The organism is Flavobacterium nitrogenifigens (genome assembly GCF_003254565.1).
GTDB lineage: Bacteria > Bacteroidota > Bacteroidia > Flavobacteriales > Flavobacteriaceae > Flavobacterium > Flavobacterium nitrogenifigens.
In genome coordinates this window covers 87,176-103,690 of record NZ_QJRI01000176.1, presented here as the reverse complement: position 1 = coordinate 103,690, position 16,515 = coordinate 87,176, and the positions used below count along the sequence as shown (strand labels likewise).

The following is a 16,515-nucleotide window of genomic DNA, read 5'->3' as shown; positions in this document are numbered from 1 at the left end:
AGATAAATATTTTTTACAAAAGAAAACCCAGTAACTTGTTTTGATGTTATTGGGTTTTCTTTTATTTTTTTATAATTTCTTCTAAAACGGCTTTGTTTTCGTAATTCACCACTTTTAGAATAATCTCCTGATTTTTTACTGTTTTTCCTTCAATGATATACAATTTTCCTTTGTTGAATGGAACGTTGCTTTGGTCAAAATCGACATCTCCGTAAGTTAAGGTGTTTTTGATATCTGCTGTATCAACCCATTTTTCGTTTAAAGTCTGAACAGCTTTTGGCGAATATTGAAAAGGTTTTGTTCTAAGATTGTTTAAAACTCTGGCATTTGGAAAATAATTGCATCGGGTGTCTTTTCCGATAAAAAATCCTGATACAATAAAACATCCCATAACGAGACCAATCAGGTAATATGCAAAACGGTGTACGAACTTCATGAAATAAAATTTTTGCAAAGGTACATTAAAGTTCCTTTAGAATACAAGTAAATTAATATCGTTATCTGGTAAATCGAACCAGTCGCCAATTGCTTTATTTGTTAAGATTCCGTGATAAAGATAAATTCCGTTTTTGAGGCTTTTGTTGCATCGAATGGCACTTTCAATACCACCATCTTCGGCTATCTGATGCAGATAAGGTGTTAATATGTTACTAATTGATAATGAGGCTGTTTTGGAATAACGCGAAGGTATATTAGGCACGCAGTAATGCAGAACATTGTTTTTTATGAACGTAGGTTTTTCATGAGTGGTAACTTCTGAAGTTTCAAAGCAACCGCCCGTATCAATGCTGACATCAACAATTACGGCACCTTTTTTCATGTGTTCAACCATTGTTTCATTCACCACAATCGGACAACGTTCTTTTCCGCGCATGGCTCCAATTGCGACATCACAGCGTCTTAAAGCTTTTAATAAACCTTTTTGCTGTATGGTAGAAGTGAAAATTCTTTGATTTAAATTGTTTTGTAAACGACGCAATTTTGTAATCGAATTATCAAAAACCTTTACGTTTGCACCTAATCCGATTGCGGTTTTAGCAGCAAATTCGCCAACAGTTCCAGCGCCAAGAATAACAACTTCAGTAGGAGGAACGCCTGTAATGTTTCCAAACAAAAGTCCTTTTCCGAATTCATTTGTAATCATTAATTCGGCTGCAATTAGAATAGAAGCAGTTCCAGCAATCTCGCTTAAAGATTTTACTGCTGGATAAGATCCGTCTTCGTCTTTTATATATTCAAAAGCTAAGGCAGTGATTTTCTTTTTTGCTAAAGCCTCAAAGTATTCTTTCTTCTTGGTTTTAAGCTGAATGGCAGAAATAATAACCGTTTCAGGATTAATCATTTCGATTTCAGTTAAAGTTGGCGGTTCTACTTTTAATAGAAACGGGCAGCCAAAAACTCTTTTGGCATCTTTTGTGATTTCTGCACCGGCATCAGCATATTCTTTATCACTATAACTTGAACTTTCTCCAGCGCCAGATTCTATCATAACGCGATGCCCTTCATAAGTTAAAGAAGCGACTGCATCAGGCGTAAGACAGATACGACGTTCTTGATAACTTGTTTCTTTAGGGATTCCTATAAAAAGTTCTCTTTTAAAACGACCAACCTCAAGTTTTTCTTCCTGCGGTATTAATTGTTGTTTTGTAAATGGAGTTAACGTGATTGACATGGATAGTGCAAAAAATTAAGAGTACAAATTACGTAAAAAGTTTTAGAAATAGTGTAAAAATTGTGCTAATACTCAAAGCGAAAAGTTAAGAAACATAATAACTCTCAATAAATAAATAGTGATTGAATGTTTTTAAACCAGTTCTAATTCTCTTTTTCCATCAGAAAGCAATTCGATATTTATAGTAGAATGTTCTTCAGGGATCAAATTTGCAATTTTTTCAGACCATTCAATAAAACACCAATTTCCAGAGTATAGGTAATCATCAACTCCCATATCAAGTGCTTCGGTTTCTTGTTTTATTCTATAAAAGTCAAAATGATAAACTTTTTTTCCGTTTGGAATTTGATATTCGTTTACTAAAGAAAAAGTAGGACTGCTTGTTGCGTCAGTAATTCCAAGGCTTTTGCACAGCTGTTTGATTAGAGTAGTTTTTCCAACTCCCATTTCTCCATTAAAAAGGATGATTTTATTAGGATTTGAAGCTATAATCTGCTCCGCAACTTCTTGAATTTGATCTAATGAAAAAACGATATTCATTTTGTGTTTATTTTTGCCACGAATTTCACGAATTTTCACGAATTAATTTATTTTTTGTCTAAAAATAATTAGTGAAAATTCGTGAAATTCGTGGTGATAACTTTTATTTTGGATTAAAGACTAAAAACGGAATAATCATTTCTTCTAATGAAATTCCGCCATGCTGGTATGTGTTTTTGTAATAGCTCACATAATGGTTGTAGTTATTTACATAAGCCAAAAAGAAATCATTTTTAGCAAAAATAAATGAGCTACTCATGTTAATTGCCGGCAAACCAATTGTTTTTGGTTCTTTAACTACATATACATCTTTCTGTTCGTAAGTCAAGCTACGACCAGTTTTGTAACGTAGATTCAGACTTGTATTTTTATCTCCCACAACTTTCGACGGATTTTTTACATTAATAGTTCCGTGGTCTGTGGTTAAAATCAGTTTGAAGCCTAAAAGTTGTGCCTGTTGAATAATTTCTAATAAAGGAGAATTTTTGAACCAGCTTAAAGTCAAAGAGCGATATGCCTTATCATCTGAAGCTAATTCTTTAACTACTTCCATTTCGGTTTTAGCATGCGAAAGCATATCAACAAAGTTGTAAACAACAGTTACTAAGTCATTTCCTTTTAATGCTTTAAAGTTTTCTGCTAACTTTTTTCCGCCAGCATAATTGGTGATTTTAAAATAATCTTCCTTGATATTTAAGCCTAAACGTTTCAGTTGAGCCGATAAAAATTCGGCCTCATAAAGGTTTTTTCCGCCATCTTCAACATCATTTTTCCAATATTCAGGAAACTGTTTTTCCATTTCTAATGGCATTAAACCCGAAAAAATGGCATTTCTTGCATATTGTGTAGCAGTTGGAAGAATAGAGTAGTACGGAACTTCTTTTTCCAGTTTGTAATAATTTGAAATTACACCTTCAAAAGCCTTCCATTGGTCGTAGCGCAAGTTATCAATGACAACAAAAAGAATCGGTTTGTCTTTCTTTTTAATTTCAGGAACTACTAATTCTTTAAATAAAGTATTTGATTGAATAGGTTTGTCTGCTTTTGGTGCGAACCAATCTTCATAATTTCTTTCGATATATTTTCCGAATTGAGAATTCGCTTCTACTTTCTGAGATTCTAGGATTTCAATCATCGCTGTGTCGTTGATATTTTCCAATTTTAACTCCCAAAAAAGCAATTTTTTATACAGTTCGATCCAATCTTCGTAAGAATTAACCATCGCTAATTCCATTGAGATTTTCCTGAATTCTTTCTGATAGTCTAAAGTTGTTTTTTCTGTAATTAATCTCGAATCATCTAGATTTTTCTTCAAACTCAACAGAATCTGATTCGGATTTACTGGTTTAATCAAGTAATCAGCAATTTTAGAGCCAATGGCTTCTTCCATAATATATTCTTCCTCACTCTTGGTGATCATAATCATAGGAATAGCAGATTTTTTCTCTTTCATTTCAGAAAGCGTTTCCAGTCCGCTCATTCCAGGCATGTTTTCATCTAGAAAAACAATATCAAAATTATCTTCTTCAAATAAAGCAATTGCATCAAGGCCGTTATTGCAAGTTGTAACTTCGTAATTCTTTTTTTCTAGAAACAATATGTGAGGCTTTAAAAGATCGATTTCATCATCGACCCAAAGTATTTTTATCTTATCCATAAATCAATTTAATTTTACTGCAATTTAAAGTTATAGAACTTAAAAAGTATTAAAAATAGTATAAAATTACCAAAGATGAAGTACGATTTTATTTTGAATTTTAACATTTTTAAATGTATTTTCCTGATAATCATTGTGATTTCGATAGTGATTTTTAAATAAAAAACACCAAGCTCTTTATACTTATTTACTTATATTTGTTGACCTAAAAAATGACCACACTGTGACTCAGATCAATAAATTAAAAATATTCAACGATCCTATATATGGCTTCATTACGATTCCGAATGAGCTGGTTTACGACTTAATTCAGCATCCTTATTTTCAGCGTTTACGCCGTATTTCACAGATGGGATTGTCGTATTTGGTGTATCCAGGAGCTAATCATACCCGTTTTCATCATGCATTAGGTTGCATGCATTTAATGAAGAAGGCAATTGATACACTTCGCTTTAAAGATGTTGTTATTTCTGAAGAAGAAGAAAATGCACTTTTGATAGCTATTTTACTTCATGATATTGGTCACGGGCCATTTTCGCATGCAATGGAAAAAAGTATTGTTGAAGATGTGCATCATGAGGCCATTTCGTTATTATTTATGAATCAGCTGAATGAAGAGTTTGATGGGAGATTAAGTTTGGCGATTCAGGTTTTTAAAGGAGAATATCATAGAAAATTCATGTTGCAATTGATTTCTAGCCAATTGGATATGGATAGAATGGATTATTTGAAACGTGATAGTTTTTATACGGGTGTTGCAGAAGGTAACGTGAACTCTGAAAGATTGATTCAGATGATGAACGTAGAAAATGATGTTTTGGTAATTGAAGAAAAAGGGATTTATTCTGTAGAGAAATTTCTGCTCTCTAGAAGGCTAATGTATTGGCAAGCCTATTTGCATAAAACAAGTTTAGTAGCTGAATTAATTTTAATGAAGGTGCTAAAAAGAGCAAAAGAACTGACTTTAAAAGGTATTAAGTTGCCATGCAGCGAACCTTTAATGTATTTCATGCAAAATAAGATTACGCTTGAAGATTTTGATGCTGAGAAATTAGATTTGTTCTCTCAATTAGATGATTTTGATATTATAAGTGCGCTAAAAGCTTGGCAGAAGCATAGTGATTTTATACTTTCTACATTAAGTAAAATGATCATCAATAGAGATTTGTTGAAAATTAAGCTTAGTGCAGAAAAAATTCCGATGGAAGAATCGCAGTCTTTAAAAGAAGAGTTTGCAGAAGCGCATCAAATTTCGGCTGTAGATGCAGGTTATTTTATTTTTAGAGGTAAAATAAAAAATCAGGCCTACAGTAAGGAGGCAGAACCAATTCGTATTTTGAAAAAAGATAAAACAATTGAGGATGTTGTTGAAGCTTCTGACCAGCTGAATTTGAAATCGTTATCTAAATTGGTAACAAAATATTATATCTGTTTTCCAAAACAACTTATATAAAATTAACATTTAAAATCTATTTTTTATATTTTTGTCGCGATGAAATTTACAGCAGAACAAATAGCAGGAATTCTAGAAGGAGAAGTTGTTGGGAATCCCAATGCAGAAGTTTCTAAGCTTTCTAAAATCGAAGAAGGAGAAGAAGGTTCTCTTACTTTTTTAGCTAACCCTAAGTATATCAATTATATATATACTACAAAAGCGACAGTAACAATTGTTAATGATAGCTTTGTTCCTGAACAGGAAATTAATACTACACTTATAAAGGTAGAAGATGCTTATGCGGCATTTTCTAAGCTTTTACATTTTTATAATCAGGTAAAGTTAAATAAAAACGGTATCGAACCTCAGTCGTATATGTCTGAAGGGACTAAGCATGGAGAGAATCTATATTTAGGTAGTTTTAGTTATATCGGGCAAAATGTGGTTTTAGGTAATAACGTAAAAATTTACCCAAATAGCTTTATTGGTGACAACGTTGTTATTGGAGATAATGTATTCATTTTTGCTGGTGCAAAAATCTATTCTGAAACTGTAATTGGTAATAATTGTACAGTTCATTCTGGCGTTATTATAGGTGCAGACGGTTTTGGTTTTGCTCCAAATGAAAACGGAGAATATAGCAAAGTGCCTCAGATTGGAAATGTTATCATTGAAGATAATGTAGATATTGGTGCTAATACTACAATTGATAGAGCAACTCTTGGTTCTACTATAATTAGAAAAGGAGTTAAATTGGACAATCAGATTCAGATTGCACATAATGTAGAGATAGGTAAAAATACCGTGATAGCCGCTCAAAGTGGTGTAGCAGGTTCTACAAAAATAGGCGAAAACTGTATGATTGGCGGACAGGTAGGTATTGCAGGTCACTTAATAATAGGAAATAATGTTAGGCTTCAAGCACAGTCAGGTGTGGCCAGAAATATTAAAGATGATGAAGTTCTACAAGGAACTCCATCTCTTGGATATACAGATTTTAATAAATCGTACGTTCATTTTAAAAATCTGCCTAAAATTGTGGCCGAAGTTGAAGAATTAAAAAAACAAATAATAAACCCAAAAAATGGAAATAATGGTTAAACAGAAGACCATCAAAAATGAAATTTCGCTAACAGGAGTTGGTTTACACACTGGAAAAGAAGTTACAATGACTTTTAAACCTGCACCCGTTAATAATGGTTTCACTTTTGTAAGAGTAGATTTGCAAGGTCAACCAGTCATTGAGGCTGATGCTAATTATGTTGTTAATACTCAAAGAGGTACAAATCTTGAGAAACTTGGTGTAAAAATTCAAACACCAGAACACGTTTTGGCTGCAGTCGTTGGCTGCGATTTGGATAATATTATTATTGAATTGAATGCCTCTGAACTTCCAATTATGGATGGTTCATCAAAATATTTTGTTGAAGCTATTGAAAAAGCTGGTATCGAAGAACAAGACGCGCAACGTAATGTTTATGTAGTAAAAGAAGTAATCTCTTTTACAGACGAAGCTACTGGAAGCGAGATTCTTGTAATGCCTAGCGATGAATATCAGGTTACAACAATGGTAGATTTTGGTACTAAAGTTTTAGGTACTCAAAATGCTACTCTTAAAAGTTTAGCAGATTTTAAATCTGAAATTGCAAGTTCTAGAACATTTAGTTTCCTTCACGAATTAGAGTCATTGTTAGAGCACGGACTTATTAAAGGTGGAGATTTAAATAATGCAATTGTTTACGTAGATAAAGAAATTTCTGAGTCTACAATGGAAAATCTAAAGAAAGCATTTGGTAAAGACGAGATTTCCGTAAAACCAAATGGCGTTTTAGATAACTTGACTTTGCATTATCCAAACGAAGCGGCTAGACACAAACTTCTTGATGTAATTGGAGATTTATCTTTAATTGGAGTTCGTATTCAAGGAAAAATTATTGCTAACAAACCAGGACACTTTGTAAATACTCAATTTGCAAAGAAATTGGCAAAAATCATTAAAATAGAGCAAAGAAATCATGTTCCAACTTATGATTTGCATCAAGAACCATTGATGGATATTCATAAGATCATGTCTATGTTGCCTCACAGACCACCATTCTTATTGATTGACAGAATTATTGAAATGTCTGATCGTCACGTAGTAGGATTGAAAAATGTTACTATGAATGAGAACTTCTTTGTTGGTCACTTCCCAGAAGCTCCAGTTATGCCAGGTGTATTAATTGTAGAAGCAATGGCACAAACAGGAGGGATTTTAGTATTAAGCACTGTTCCAGATCCTGAAAATTATTTAACATATTTCATGAAAATTGACAATGTTAAATTTAAACACAAAGTATTGCCAGGTGATACTTTAATCTTTAAATGTGAGTTAATATCTCCTATCAGAAGAGGAATTTGTCATATGCAGGCAAATGCTTATGCAAATGGTAAATTAGTTACTGAAGCAGAATTAATGGCACAAATAGCAAGAAAACAATAATAAATTATCAAATTTATTGTTTAGGTTTGTTGCTTCAAATTAGAATATTTTAATTAAAAATATAAAACATACAGATGAATCAACCATTAGCATATGTTCATCCAGGCGCGAAAATCGCTAAAAACGTTGTAATAGAGCCATTTACAACAATTCACAATAATGTTGTTATTGGTGATGGTACTTGGATTGGTTCAAACGTGACCATTATGGAAGGTGCTCGAATTGGAAAAAATTGTAACATTTTTCCTGGAGCTGTAATTTCTGCGGTGCCACAAGATTTAAAATTCGGAGGTGAGGATTCTCTAGCAATTATTGGTGATAATTGTACAATTAGAGAATGCGTAACTATAAATAGAGGAACAATAGCTTCGGGTCAGACTGTAATTGGAAACAATTGTTTAGTAATGGCGTATGCGCACATTGCACACGACTGTGAGATTGGAAACAATGCAATTATTGTAAATGGTGTTGCATTGGCAGGTCACGTAGTTGTTGGAAATCATGCGGTTATTGGAGGTTTAGCAGCGATTCACCAATTTATCCATATTGGAGATCATGCTATGATTTCTGGAGGTTCTTTGGTTAGAAAAGACGTTCCTCCGTTTACAAAAGCGGCAAAAGAGCCTTTGTCTTATGTTGGGATTAACTCTGTAGGTTTAAGAAGAAGAGGATTTACAACTGAAAAAATTAGAGAGATTCAGGAAATCTATAGAATTTTATACCAAAAGAATTATAATACAACTCAAGCTTTAAGTATTATTGAGGCTGAAATGGAAGCGACTCCAGAAAGAGATGAAATTCTAGATTTTATTAGAAATTCATCTAGAGGAATTATGAAAGGTTATTCAGGAAACTATTAATTTTAGAGTTTAGATTTCTGATTTTAGATTTCTAAACTATACAGATAACAAATAACAATAAAAATGAAGATTGATTCTTTGTCTAGAATCTAAAATCTACATTCTAAAATCTAAAATAAAAAAATACAAATGGCATCTACATCAGATATTAGAAACGGATTGTGTATTAAATTTAATCACGATATCTATAAAATTATTGAATTTCTTCATGTAAAACCTGGAAAAGGTCCAGCTTTCGTAAGAACAAAATTGAAAAGTTTAACTTCTGGTAAAGTATTAGATAATACTTTCTCAGCAGGTCATAAAATTGACGTTATTCGTGTTGAAACACATACATTTCAATATTTATATCCAGAAGGTGACGAGTTTCACTTTATGAATGCTGAAACGTTTGAGCAGATTTCTTTAAACAAAAACATTTTGGATGCTCCAGATTTGTTAAAAGAAGGTACAAATGTAATGGTTCAAATCAACACAGAAACAGATTTACCATTATCTGTAGATATGCCAGCATCTGTAATTCTTGAAGTTACTTACGCTGAGCCAGGCGTAAAAGGAAACACAGCTACAAACGCAACTAAAAATGCTACTGTAGAAACTGGAGCAAACATCAACGTTCCTTTGTTTATCAATGAAGGAGATAAAATTAAAATTGATACAGCTTCAGGTTCATACATGGAGCGTGTTAAAGAATAGTTATTTTAATTAAGATAATTTGACAATGAGTCAATTAGATAATAAGTGAATCGACATAATTTTGTATATTCACGTTCTAATTGACTCATTTTCTAATTTACAAGTTTTCTAATTATACTATATGAAATTTCCAAAGAGTCATTCTTTACAAGAAATTGCTAATTTGCTTAATTGCAAATTTATCGGAGACAAAGACTTTCAAGTTTTAGGCATGAACGAGATACACGTTGTAGAGCCTGGAGATATTGTTTTTGTTGACCATCCAAAATACTATGACAAAGCTTTGCAATCTGCAGCGACAATTGTTTTGATAAACAAAGAAGTAGAATGCCCAGAAGGTAAAGCGCTTTTGATCTCAGACGATCCGTTTAGAGATTTTAATATTCTTACGAGACATTTTAAACCATTTCAGTTTGCTAATGTTGCTGTTGCTTCTTCTGCAGAAATAGGAGAGGGAACGATAATTCAACCAAATACTTTTGTGGGTAATAATGTTAAAATTGGTAAGAACTGCTTGATACATTCTAATGTGTCAATTTACGACCACACTGTAATTGGAGACAATGTAATTATACATGCTGGAACTATTTTAGGTGCCGATGCTTTTTATTATAAAAAGCGTCCAGAAGGCTTCGATCAATTAGTTTCTGGCGGAAGAGTTGTTATTGAAGATAATGTTGGCATTGGTGCTTTATGCACCATCGATAAAGGCGTTACTGGAGATACAACAATTGGAGCAGGATCAAAACTAGATAATCAAGTGCATGTTGGACATGATACCGTTATAGGTAAAAAATGTTTAATTGCGTCGCAAACTGGTATTGCTGGATGTGTGATTATTGAAGATGAAGTAACGTTGTGGGGGCAAGTAGGAACCACTAGTGGTATTACAATTGGCGCAAAAGCGGTCGTAATGGGGCAAACTGGCGTAACTAAGTCGGTTGAAGGTGGAAAATCGTATTTTGGTACTCCAATTGAAGAATCGAGAGAGAAATTGAAACAATTAGCCAATATTAAGAAGATTCCTGAAATTTTAAGTAAATTGAAGTAATATGTCTATTAAAGAATTTGTTCAGAAATTTTATAAGTCAGATGCCTTAATCGATAGCGAAATTTTAAAAACATATCTGCATCCTGACGTTACACTTGAATGGAACAGCAGTAAAGGTTTTATTCAGATGGATTATGACTCGATAATTGAAATGGCCAATGATCTTAGCCGTGCTTATGTGCGTTCTAAGGTTAGAATTAGCCATATTATTAGCGAAGATGATTTAGTATCAGTGCGTTACTCTCATTTTGTAAAAACAATCGAGAATCCGAGAGAAGAGATGCTTTTAGCTCATTTTGCAACCATTTGGCAAATAAAAGATGATAAACTTTATAGAGGTTATCAAATGAGTCAATTTTCTTAATATTTTTTTGACAATAAAAGAGTCAAAATACATTACAAAACCTTATTTTTGCAACACAAATTTAAAAACTACATAAAATATATATCATGAGTGTTTTAGTTAATAAAGATTCCAAAATAATTGTTCAGGGATTTACAGGAAGCGAAGGTACTTTCCACGCTTCTCAAATGATTGAGTATGGTACTAATGTTGTTGGAGGTGTTACTCCAGGAAAAGGTGGTACTAGCCATTTAGATCGTCCAGTTTTTAACACAGTAAAAGATGCTGTTGACCAAGCTGGTGCTGATACTTCTATCATTTTTGTTCCGCCAGCTTTTGCTGCTGATGCAATTATGGAAGCTGCTGATGCTGGAATTAAAGTAATTATTGCTATTACAGAAGGAATTCCTGTAGCAGATATGATTAAAGCAAATAATTATGTTAAAGAAAGAAATTCTAGATTAATTGGTCCAAACTGTCCAGGTGTAATTACTCCAGGTGAAGCTAAAGTTGGTATTATGCCAGGTTTCGTTTTCAAAAAAGGAACAGTTGGTATCGTTTCTAAATCAGGAACTTTAACTTACGAAGCTGCTGACCAAGTTGTAAAACAAGGTTTAGGTATCACAACTGCAATTGGTATTGGTGGAGATCCAATCATTGGAACTACAACTAAAGAAGCTGTTGAATTATTAATGAACGATCCAGAGACTGAAGCTATCATCATGATCGGTGAAATCGGTGGTCAACTTGAAGCAGATGCTGCAAGATGGGTAAAAGCTGATGGTAACCGTAAACCAGTTATTGGATTTATCGCTGGAGAAACTGCTCCTGCTGGTAGAACAATGGGTCACGCAGGTGCAATCGTTGGTGGTTCTGATGATACAGCTGCTGCTAAAAAACAAATCATGAGAGACAACGGAATTCACGTTGTTGATTCACCAGCTGAAATTGGTAAAAAAGTAAAAGAAGTACTTGGATAATCTTCAAGTTTCAAAATAATAAATTCCAAAAAAGTCTCAATTATCCTGTTGAGACTTTTTTACATTTTAAAGGCTGAGGCGTAAATGAAAAAAAACTTAGCATCTTAGAACCTCAGTATCTTAGAAGCTTAAAAAAGAAATATGTATAAAGAATTAGAAAAATTTAAAGCAACAAACAGTTTTACTTTTACTGTAAATGATAGTCTTGAAGAAGCTTGCAATGCTCCAGAAGGAAGTGCAGGGATCTTTGTTGTGTATGCTGTTGAAGGCGATACAAAAGAATTGATTATGGTTGGTTCTACAGGAACTGTTCAGAATGACGGAACTTTAAAAAGTAAAAATGGCGGACTTTACGACAAAATCGTAAATGGACACCAATTTGCTAAAACAGGAAGAAAATATTCTTGGCCTGCTCAAATGAAATTAGAGAACATTGATGCATTAGAAGTAGTTTGGTACGAAACTTTTGCTGGAGATGTAAAAGCAATTCCAACTGCTGTTGAAGGGCAGGTTTTGCAAAACTTCTTAGATGAAAATGGTAAATTGCCAAGATGGAATGTAGCTTTTTAAAAGTGATTTTTAATTAGAAATAAATCAGAAGCCTTGCTAAATTATTAGTAAGGCTTTTTTTATGAAGTGTTAGGTTTTGATTTTTGGGCTTTATATATTTATAACCCAAAAACAAAATTTTAACTATGGTGAAAAACTACTTGCTATTACTGTTATTTTTACTTTTTTCTTTTGCAAATGCACAAGTCATTAGCATACCTGATGCTAAATTTAAGGCCACATTATTAATGTCGGATCAATACAATTCTGTGGCAAAAGACTTATCTGGCCAACCTATTAAAATTGATAAGAATAATAACGGAGCAATTGAAGTTAGTGAAGCATTAAATGTGAGCCATTTGGATGTCAGTAATTCGCAGATTACATCTTTGCAAGGAATCTCAAATTTTAGCAATCTTGTAGACTTTTATTGTCAAGGAAATCAGTTAATTGGTTTAGATTTGAACCTTTTAAAAAAGCTTAAAATAATTAATGCTTCAGGAAATAGCATCACTTCGTTAGCAATAAATGAACTTATAGACCTTGAATCTTTTAATTGTTCGAATAATCGAATTTCTATTCTAAATCTGGATGGTTTTACAAAACTTACTACCTTGTCTTGCAGCAGTAATGTTTTGACAAAATTATCTGTTGCTAACTGTGAAAGCCTTACTACATTAGATTTTGTTTATAATCCTCTTACCGAAATGAATGTTTCGGGTTGCAAGACGCTAGTTAGTTTATATTGTAATGGTTTGCAATTAGAAAAATTAAATGTAAGCGGTTGTTTATCTTTGACTATTTTAAATTGTTCGAGTAATAAATTATCAAATTTAAATCTAGAAGGGTTAAATAAATTAGAAGGAATTTATTGCGCAAATAATCAGATTAAAAATCTAAATGTTAGTAATTTGCCTGCTTTGCAAATCATTGACTGCCATTATAACGAAATGGAAAGTTTAATTGCAGTTAATTGTATAAGCTTAAAGCAACTAAATTTTATAGTTAATCCTGTAGCTACTTTAAATCTTTCGGGATGTAAATCTTTAACGAGTTTCTCGTGCAGTAACGGAAGAATAACAAATTTGAATATGTCAGATTGTTCTGCTCTTACCGACTTGGATTGTGGCAATAATGATATTTCTTTAATTAATTTGAACGGACTAGATAATCTTTTAACTCTTAGCTGTTATAATAATAATCTTAGTAATCTTGATATTTCGAATTTATCAAAACTGGAAACATTAGCATGTTCAGGAAACAACTTAACGTCTTTAGATTTTAGTAAATCTCTTAATTTGAAAGCTGTAGATCTTGATGGAAATTATTTTGCATCATTAGAAATTAAAAATTTGCCAAAACTTGAAACTTTTGATTGTACTTACAGTACTCAGTTAACGAAGCTAGAAATGAGTAATCTTCCAAAACTTAAATATTTGTATTGTTATAAAAGCAAAATAGAAACGCTTAGTTTAGACAATATACCAGAGCTGTTTGGTTTGTATTGTGAGGATAATCAAATAAGAGAATTGAATCTTTCACAATACCTTAATCTTGATCGTATATACATATCAAATAATCCGATTGAATTTTTGAATTTGAAAAATGGAAAAAAAGCCAGTGAATTTAGAGCAAGTAATCTTTCTTTGGTTAAGTATGCATGTGTTGATGATTTTGAAATAGACAATATAAAGTATGAATTAAACTCGGCCAAATATGAGATAAATACCTATTGTTCGTTTACTCCAGGTGGAAAGTTTTATACGATTCAAGGAAGTCAAAAATTTGATTTAGATAATCAAGGCTGTGCAAATTCTAATGTTAGTTACCCAAATTTAAGTTTTAGTATTTCTGATGGCATTAATAAGGGAAATATAATCTCTGACACTTCTGGAAATTATGCTATAGCTGTAGGAGAAGGAACGCATACTGTTAAGCCAATAATCGAGAATTTGAATTATTTTACCGTTTCGCCAGAATTTTTAACAGTTAATTTCCCAGCTGAAACAAGTTCACTTACTCAGAATTTTTGTGTTTTGCCAAAAGAAGATCATCAGGATATAGAAATTTCTATGTTAAGTATTCTTCCTGCAAGACCAGGTTTTGATGCAAATTATAAAATAGTTTATAAAAATAAGGCAAATAAAACAGTTTCTGGTGCTATTACATTAGATTTTAATAATGCAGTTTTAGATTATGTTTCATCTATACCTGCAATTGCAAGCCAAACTTCAGACAAGTTAATCTGGCATTATACAGATTTAAAAGCTTTTGAAACGAGAGAAATTGAATTGATTTTGAATGTTAATTCACCAACGGAAACTCCATCTGTGAATGTAGATGACCGTTTAAGTTTTAATGTTTTAATTACCCCTGTTTCAGGAGATGAAAAACCGACAGACAATTCTTTTGCAATGCGTCAGACCGTTGTTGGCTCGTTTGATCCTAATGATAAGACCTGTTTGGAAGGTGATGTAATAAAACCAGAATTAATAGGGGAGTATGTTCATTATTTAATTCGTTTTGAAAACACAGGATCTTATTTGGCTGAAAATATTGTAGTGAAAGATTTGATCGATCTGTCAAAATTTGATATTTCAACATTAGTTCCAACGAGCTCAAGTCATAAGTATGTAACCAAGATCTCAGACGGAAATAAAGTAGAATTTATCTTCGAAAAAATAAATCTTCCTTTTGATGATGCTAATAACAATGGTTATGTCGCTTTTAAAATAAAAACACTGCCAACTTTAGTTGTAGGAGATTCTTTTGAAAATGAAGCTAATATCTATTTCGACTATAATTTTCCAATTCTAACTAATAAAGAAACGTCAACTTTCAAAACGTTAGGACAAAAGGACTTCGGAATTTCATCCCATTTTAATATTCATCCAAATCCAGTTCGAAATTATTTGCAAATAGAATCTAAAGATTTAATAGATATAGAATCTATATATATTTATAATATTTTAGGGCAATTGATTCAAGTGATTCCAAATGCTCATAATACTTCTAAAATTGATGTTACAAAATTTCAATCGGGAAACTATATTCTTAAAATTAAAACTTCTTCTGGAGACTCAATTATGAAGTTTGTTAAAATTTAAAGGCATTTTATTTTCAAGGGAAAAAAAGTCTTACTTACTGTAAGGCTTTTTTTTTGAGATTTTTCGTTGGATTAAATAACGAGATCAGTTGTTTAATTATGTCGTATAATTCTGTTAATTAAATTTTAAATTATCGTAAATTTTAAGTTTAATCAAAAAAGCGAGGTAAATACTGATGAATTTGGAAAAAGAAGTAAATTTCAGCGATTTATTGGGTTTTAATCATTTGCTTTTCTATATTTATCGCACAAAAACAAAAAATAATGTTAAAATTCAATTCTTTTAGAGATAATTAATCCGGATGAAATGCAAAATGCATATTTAATTTTTGTTAAATTAAAGTTTGTTTTTTGATCCTGACGAATTTTATAAATTAAATTTTTTACTCACAATTTTAATCTTTTGCAGTTAATTCTCTTTCTAAGAATAATCTTAGTTAATTGGATTTTTGTGCCCCAAAGTATTTTGTATGAGCCAAATTTTAAAAAACAAGGTTTTAGACGATTTTATTCTATGGAATAACTTAAAAAATGGTAACGAGAAATCGTTCTCTCTACTTTTTGAAAAATACTATAGAGACCTGATCAGTTATGGTAATTCACTTTGTCCGTATGCTGAAAAGGTGCAAGATTGTATTCAAGATGTTTTTGCAGATATTTGGCTTTATAGAGATTCTCTTCAGGATAATGTTGTAGTTAAGGCGTATTTGCTTTCTAGCGTTAGAAAGCGAATTGCTCGTTTACATGAAAGAGATCATGTGTTTAGAAAAACAACAACTACTGATGCTTTAGAATTTCTTTTTGACTTCTCTATAGAAAATGATTTGGTTGAAGATGAAGTTACAGCCGAACGTGTTCTCCTTTTAAATAAATTATTAAACGATTTGCCTGGTCGTCAGAAAGAAGCATTGTATCTACGTTACCATCAAGGTCTGAGTGTAGATCAAATAGCCGATTTGTTAGATGTTAATTATCAATCTGCGAGCAATCTTCTTCATAGAGGATTATTGAGTCTTCGTAAAGAATGGAAAGGCAGTATTCCTCTTTTAGTCCTTATATCTTCAGGGGTTTTTTAAAAATTTAAGAAAAAATCAAAAAAAAATCTTAAATAGGTGAGTATATAATAATAAAGTTGTCCTCTATG

15 protein-coding genes are annotated in these 16,515 nt (G+C 32.0%); 11 read left to right on the top strand and 4 right to left on the bottom strand.

Going from position 1 to position 16,515, the window contains the following annotated elements:
- Window positions 1-61: 61 nt before the first annotated feature.
- The 4 genes from DM397_RS13745 to porX all read right to left on the bottom strand — a co-directional run bounded on the left by DM397_RS13745 (window position 62) and on the right by porX (window position 3,869).
- A complete protein-coding gene (locus DM397_RS13745; protein WP_111378081.1) occupies window positions 62-436 on the bottom strand; it encodes a DUF4258 domain-containing protein in 375 nt (124 codons plus the stop codon).
- A gap of 36 nt (window positions 437-472) precedes the next feature.
- Window positions 473-1,672: an alanine dehydrogenase gene (locus DM397_RS13740; protein ID WP_111378080.1), complete on the bottom strand. Its 1,200-nt coding sequence runs from the start codon at window positions 1,670-1,672 to the stop codon at window positions 473-475.
- Window positions 1,673-1,804: 132 nt separating this feature from the next.
- Window positions 1,805-2,212: a tRNA (adenosine(37)-N6)-threonylcarbamoyltransferase complex ATPase subunit type 1 TsaE gene (gene tsaE, locus DM397_RS13735; RefSeq protein WP_111378212.1), complete on the bottom strand. Its 408-nt coding sequence runs from the start codon at window positions 2,210-2,212 to the stop codon at window positions 1,805-1,807.
- Between the two features lie 103 nt (window positions 2,213-2,315).
- Window positions 2,316-3,869, bottom strand: a complete 1,554-nt coding sequence (gene porX, locus DM397_RS13730) for a T9SS response regulator signal transducer PorX (RefSeq protein ID WP_111378079.1) — start codon at window positions 3,867-3,869, stop codon at window positions 2,316-2,318.
- A 223-nt stretch (window positions 3,870-4,092) separates the two neighbouring features.
- Between porX and DM397_RS13725 the strand changes: the two genes are divergently transcribed.
- From DM397_RS13725 to DM397_RS13675, 11 genes are all read left to right on the top strand, one after another.
- Window positions 4,093-5,322, top strand: coding sequence for an HD domain-containing protein (locus tag DM397_RS13725; protein ID WP_111378078.1), 1,230 nt, complete (start codon window positions 4,093-4,095; stop codon window positions 5,320-5,322).
- A gap of 39 nt (window positions 5,323-5,361) precedes the next feature.
- On the top strand, window positions 5,362-6,405 hold the full coding sequence (gene lpxD / locus DM397_RS13720; protein WP_111378077.1) for a UDP-3-O-(3-hydroxymyristoyl)glucosamine N-acyltransferase: 1,044 nt from the start codon (window positions 5,362-5,364) through the stop codon (window positions 6,403-6,405).
- Window positions 6,398-7,786, top strand: coding sequence for a bifunctional UDP-3-O-[3-hydroxymyristoyl] N-acetylglucosamine deacetylase/3-hydroxyacyl-ACP dehydratase (locus tag DM397_RS13715; RefSeq protein ID WP_111378211.1), 1,389 nt, complete (start codon window positions 6,398-6,400; stop codon window positions 7,784-7,786). Before lpxD ends, DM397_RS13715 begins: the two co-directional genes overlap by 8 nt.
- A gap of 74 nt (window positions 7,787-7,860) precedes the next feature.
- On the top strand, window positions 7,861-8,646 hold the full coding sequence (gene lpxA, locus DM397_RS13710) for an acyl-ACP--UDP-N-acetylglucosamine O-acyltransferase (RefSeq protein WP_091497682.1): 786 nt from the start codon (window positions 7,861-7,863) through the stop codon (window positions 8,644-8,646).
- 129 nt (window positions 8,647-8,775) lie between these two features.
- On the top strand, window positions 8,776-9,342 hold the full coding sequence (gene efp, locus DM397_RS13705; protein WP_095929274.1) for an elongation factor P: 567 nt from the start codon (window positions 8,776-8,778) through the stop codon (window positions 9,340-9,342).
- A gap of 121 nt (window positions 9,343-9,463) precedes the next feature.
- A complete protein-coding gene (locus DM397_RS13700; protein WP_111378076.1) occupies window positions 9,464-10,393 on the top strand; it encodes a UDP-3-O-(3-hydroxymyristoyl)glucosamine N-acyltransferase in 930 nt (309 codons plus the stop codon).
- Window position 10,394: 1 nt separating this feature from the next.
- Window positions 10,395-10,757, top strand: coding sequence for a nuclear transport factor 2 family protein (locus DM397_RS13695; protein WP_111378075.1), 363 nt, complete (start codon window positions 10,395-10,397; stop codon window positions 10,755-10,757).
- An 86-nt stretch (window positions 10,758-10,843) separates the two neighbouring features.
- Window positions 10,844-11,716 (top strand): succinate--CoA ligase subunit alpha, encoded by an 873-nt coding sequence (sucD, locus tag DM397_RS13690; protein ID WP_057118027.1) that lies wholly within the window; start codon window positions 10,844-10,846, stop codon window positions 11,714-11,716.
- Between the two features lie 141 nt (window positions 11,717-11,857).
- Window positions 11,858-12,286 (top strand): hypothetical protein, encoded by a 429-nt coding sequence (locus DM397_RS13685; protein ID WP_111378074.1) that lies wholly within the window; start codon window positions 11,858-11,860, stop codon window positions 12,284-12,286.
- A 125-nt stretch (window positions 12,287-12,411) separates the two neighbouring features.
- Window positions 12,412-15,372: a DUF7619 domain-containing protein gene (locus tag DM397_RS13680; protein ID WP_239457853.1), complete on the top strand. Its 2,961-nt coding sequence runs from the start codon at window positions 12,412-12,414 to the stop codon at window positions 15,370-15,372.
- A gap of 469 nt (window positions 15,373-15,841) precedes the next feature.
- Window positions 15,842-16,447 (top strand): RNA polymerase sigma factor, encoded by a 606-nt coding sequence (locus tag DM397_RS13675; RefSeq protein WP_111378073.1) that lies wholly within the window; start codon window positions 15,842-15,844, stop codon window positions 16,445-16,447.
- Window positions 16,448-16,515: the final 68 nt, after the last annotated feature.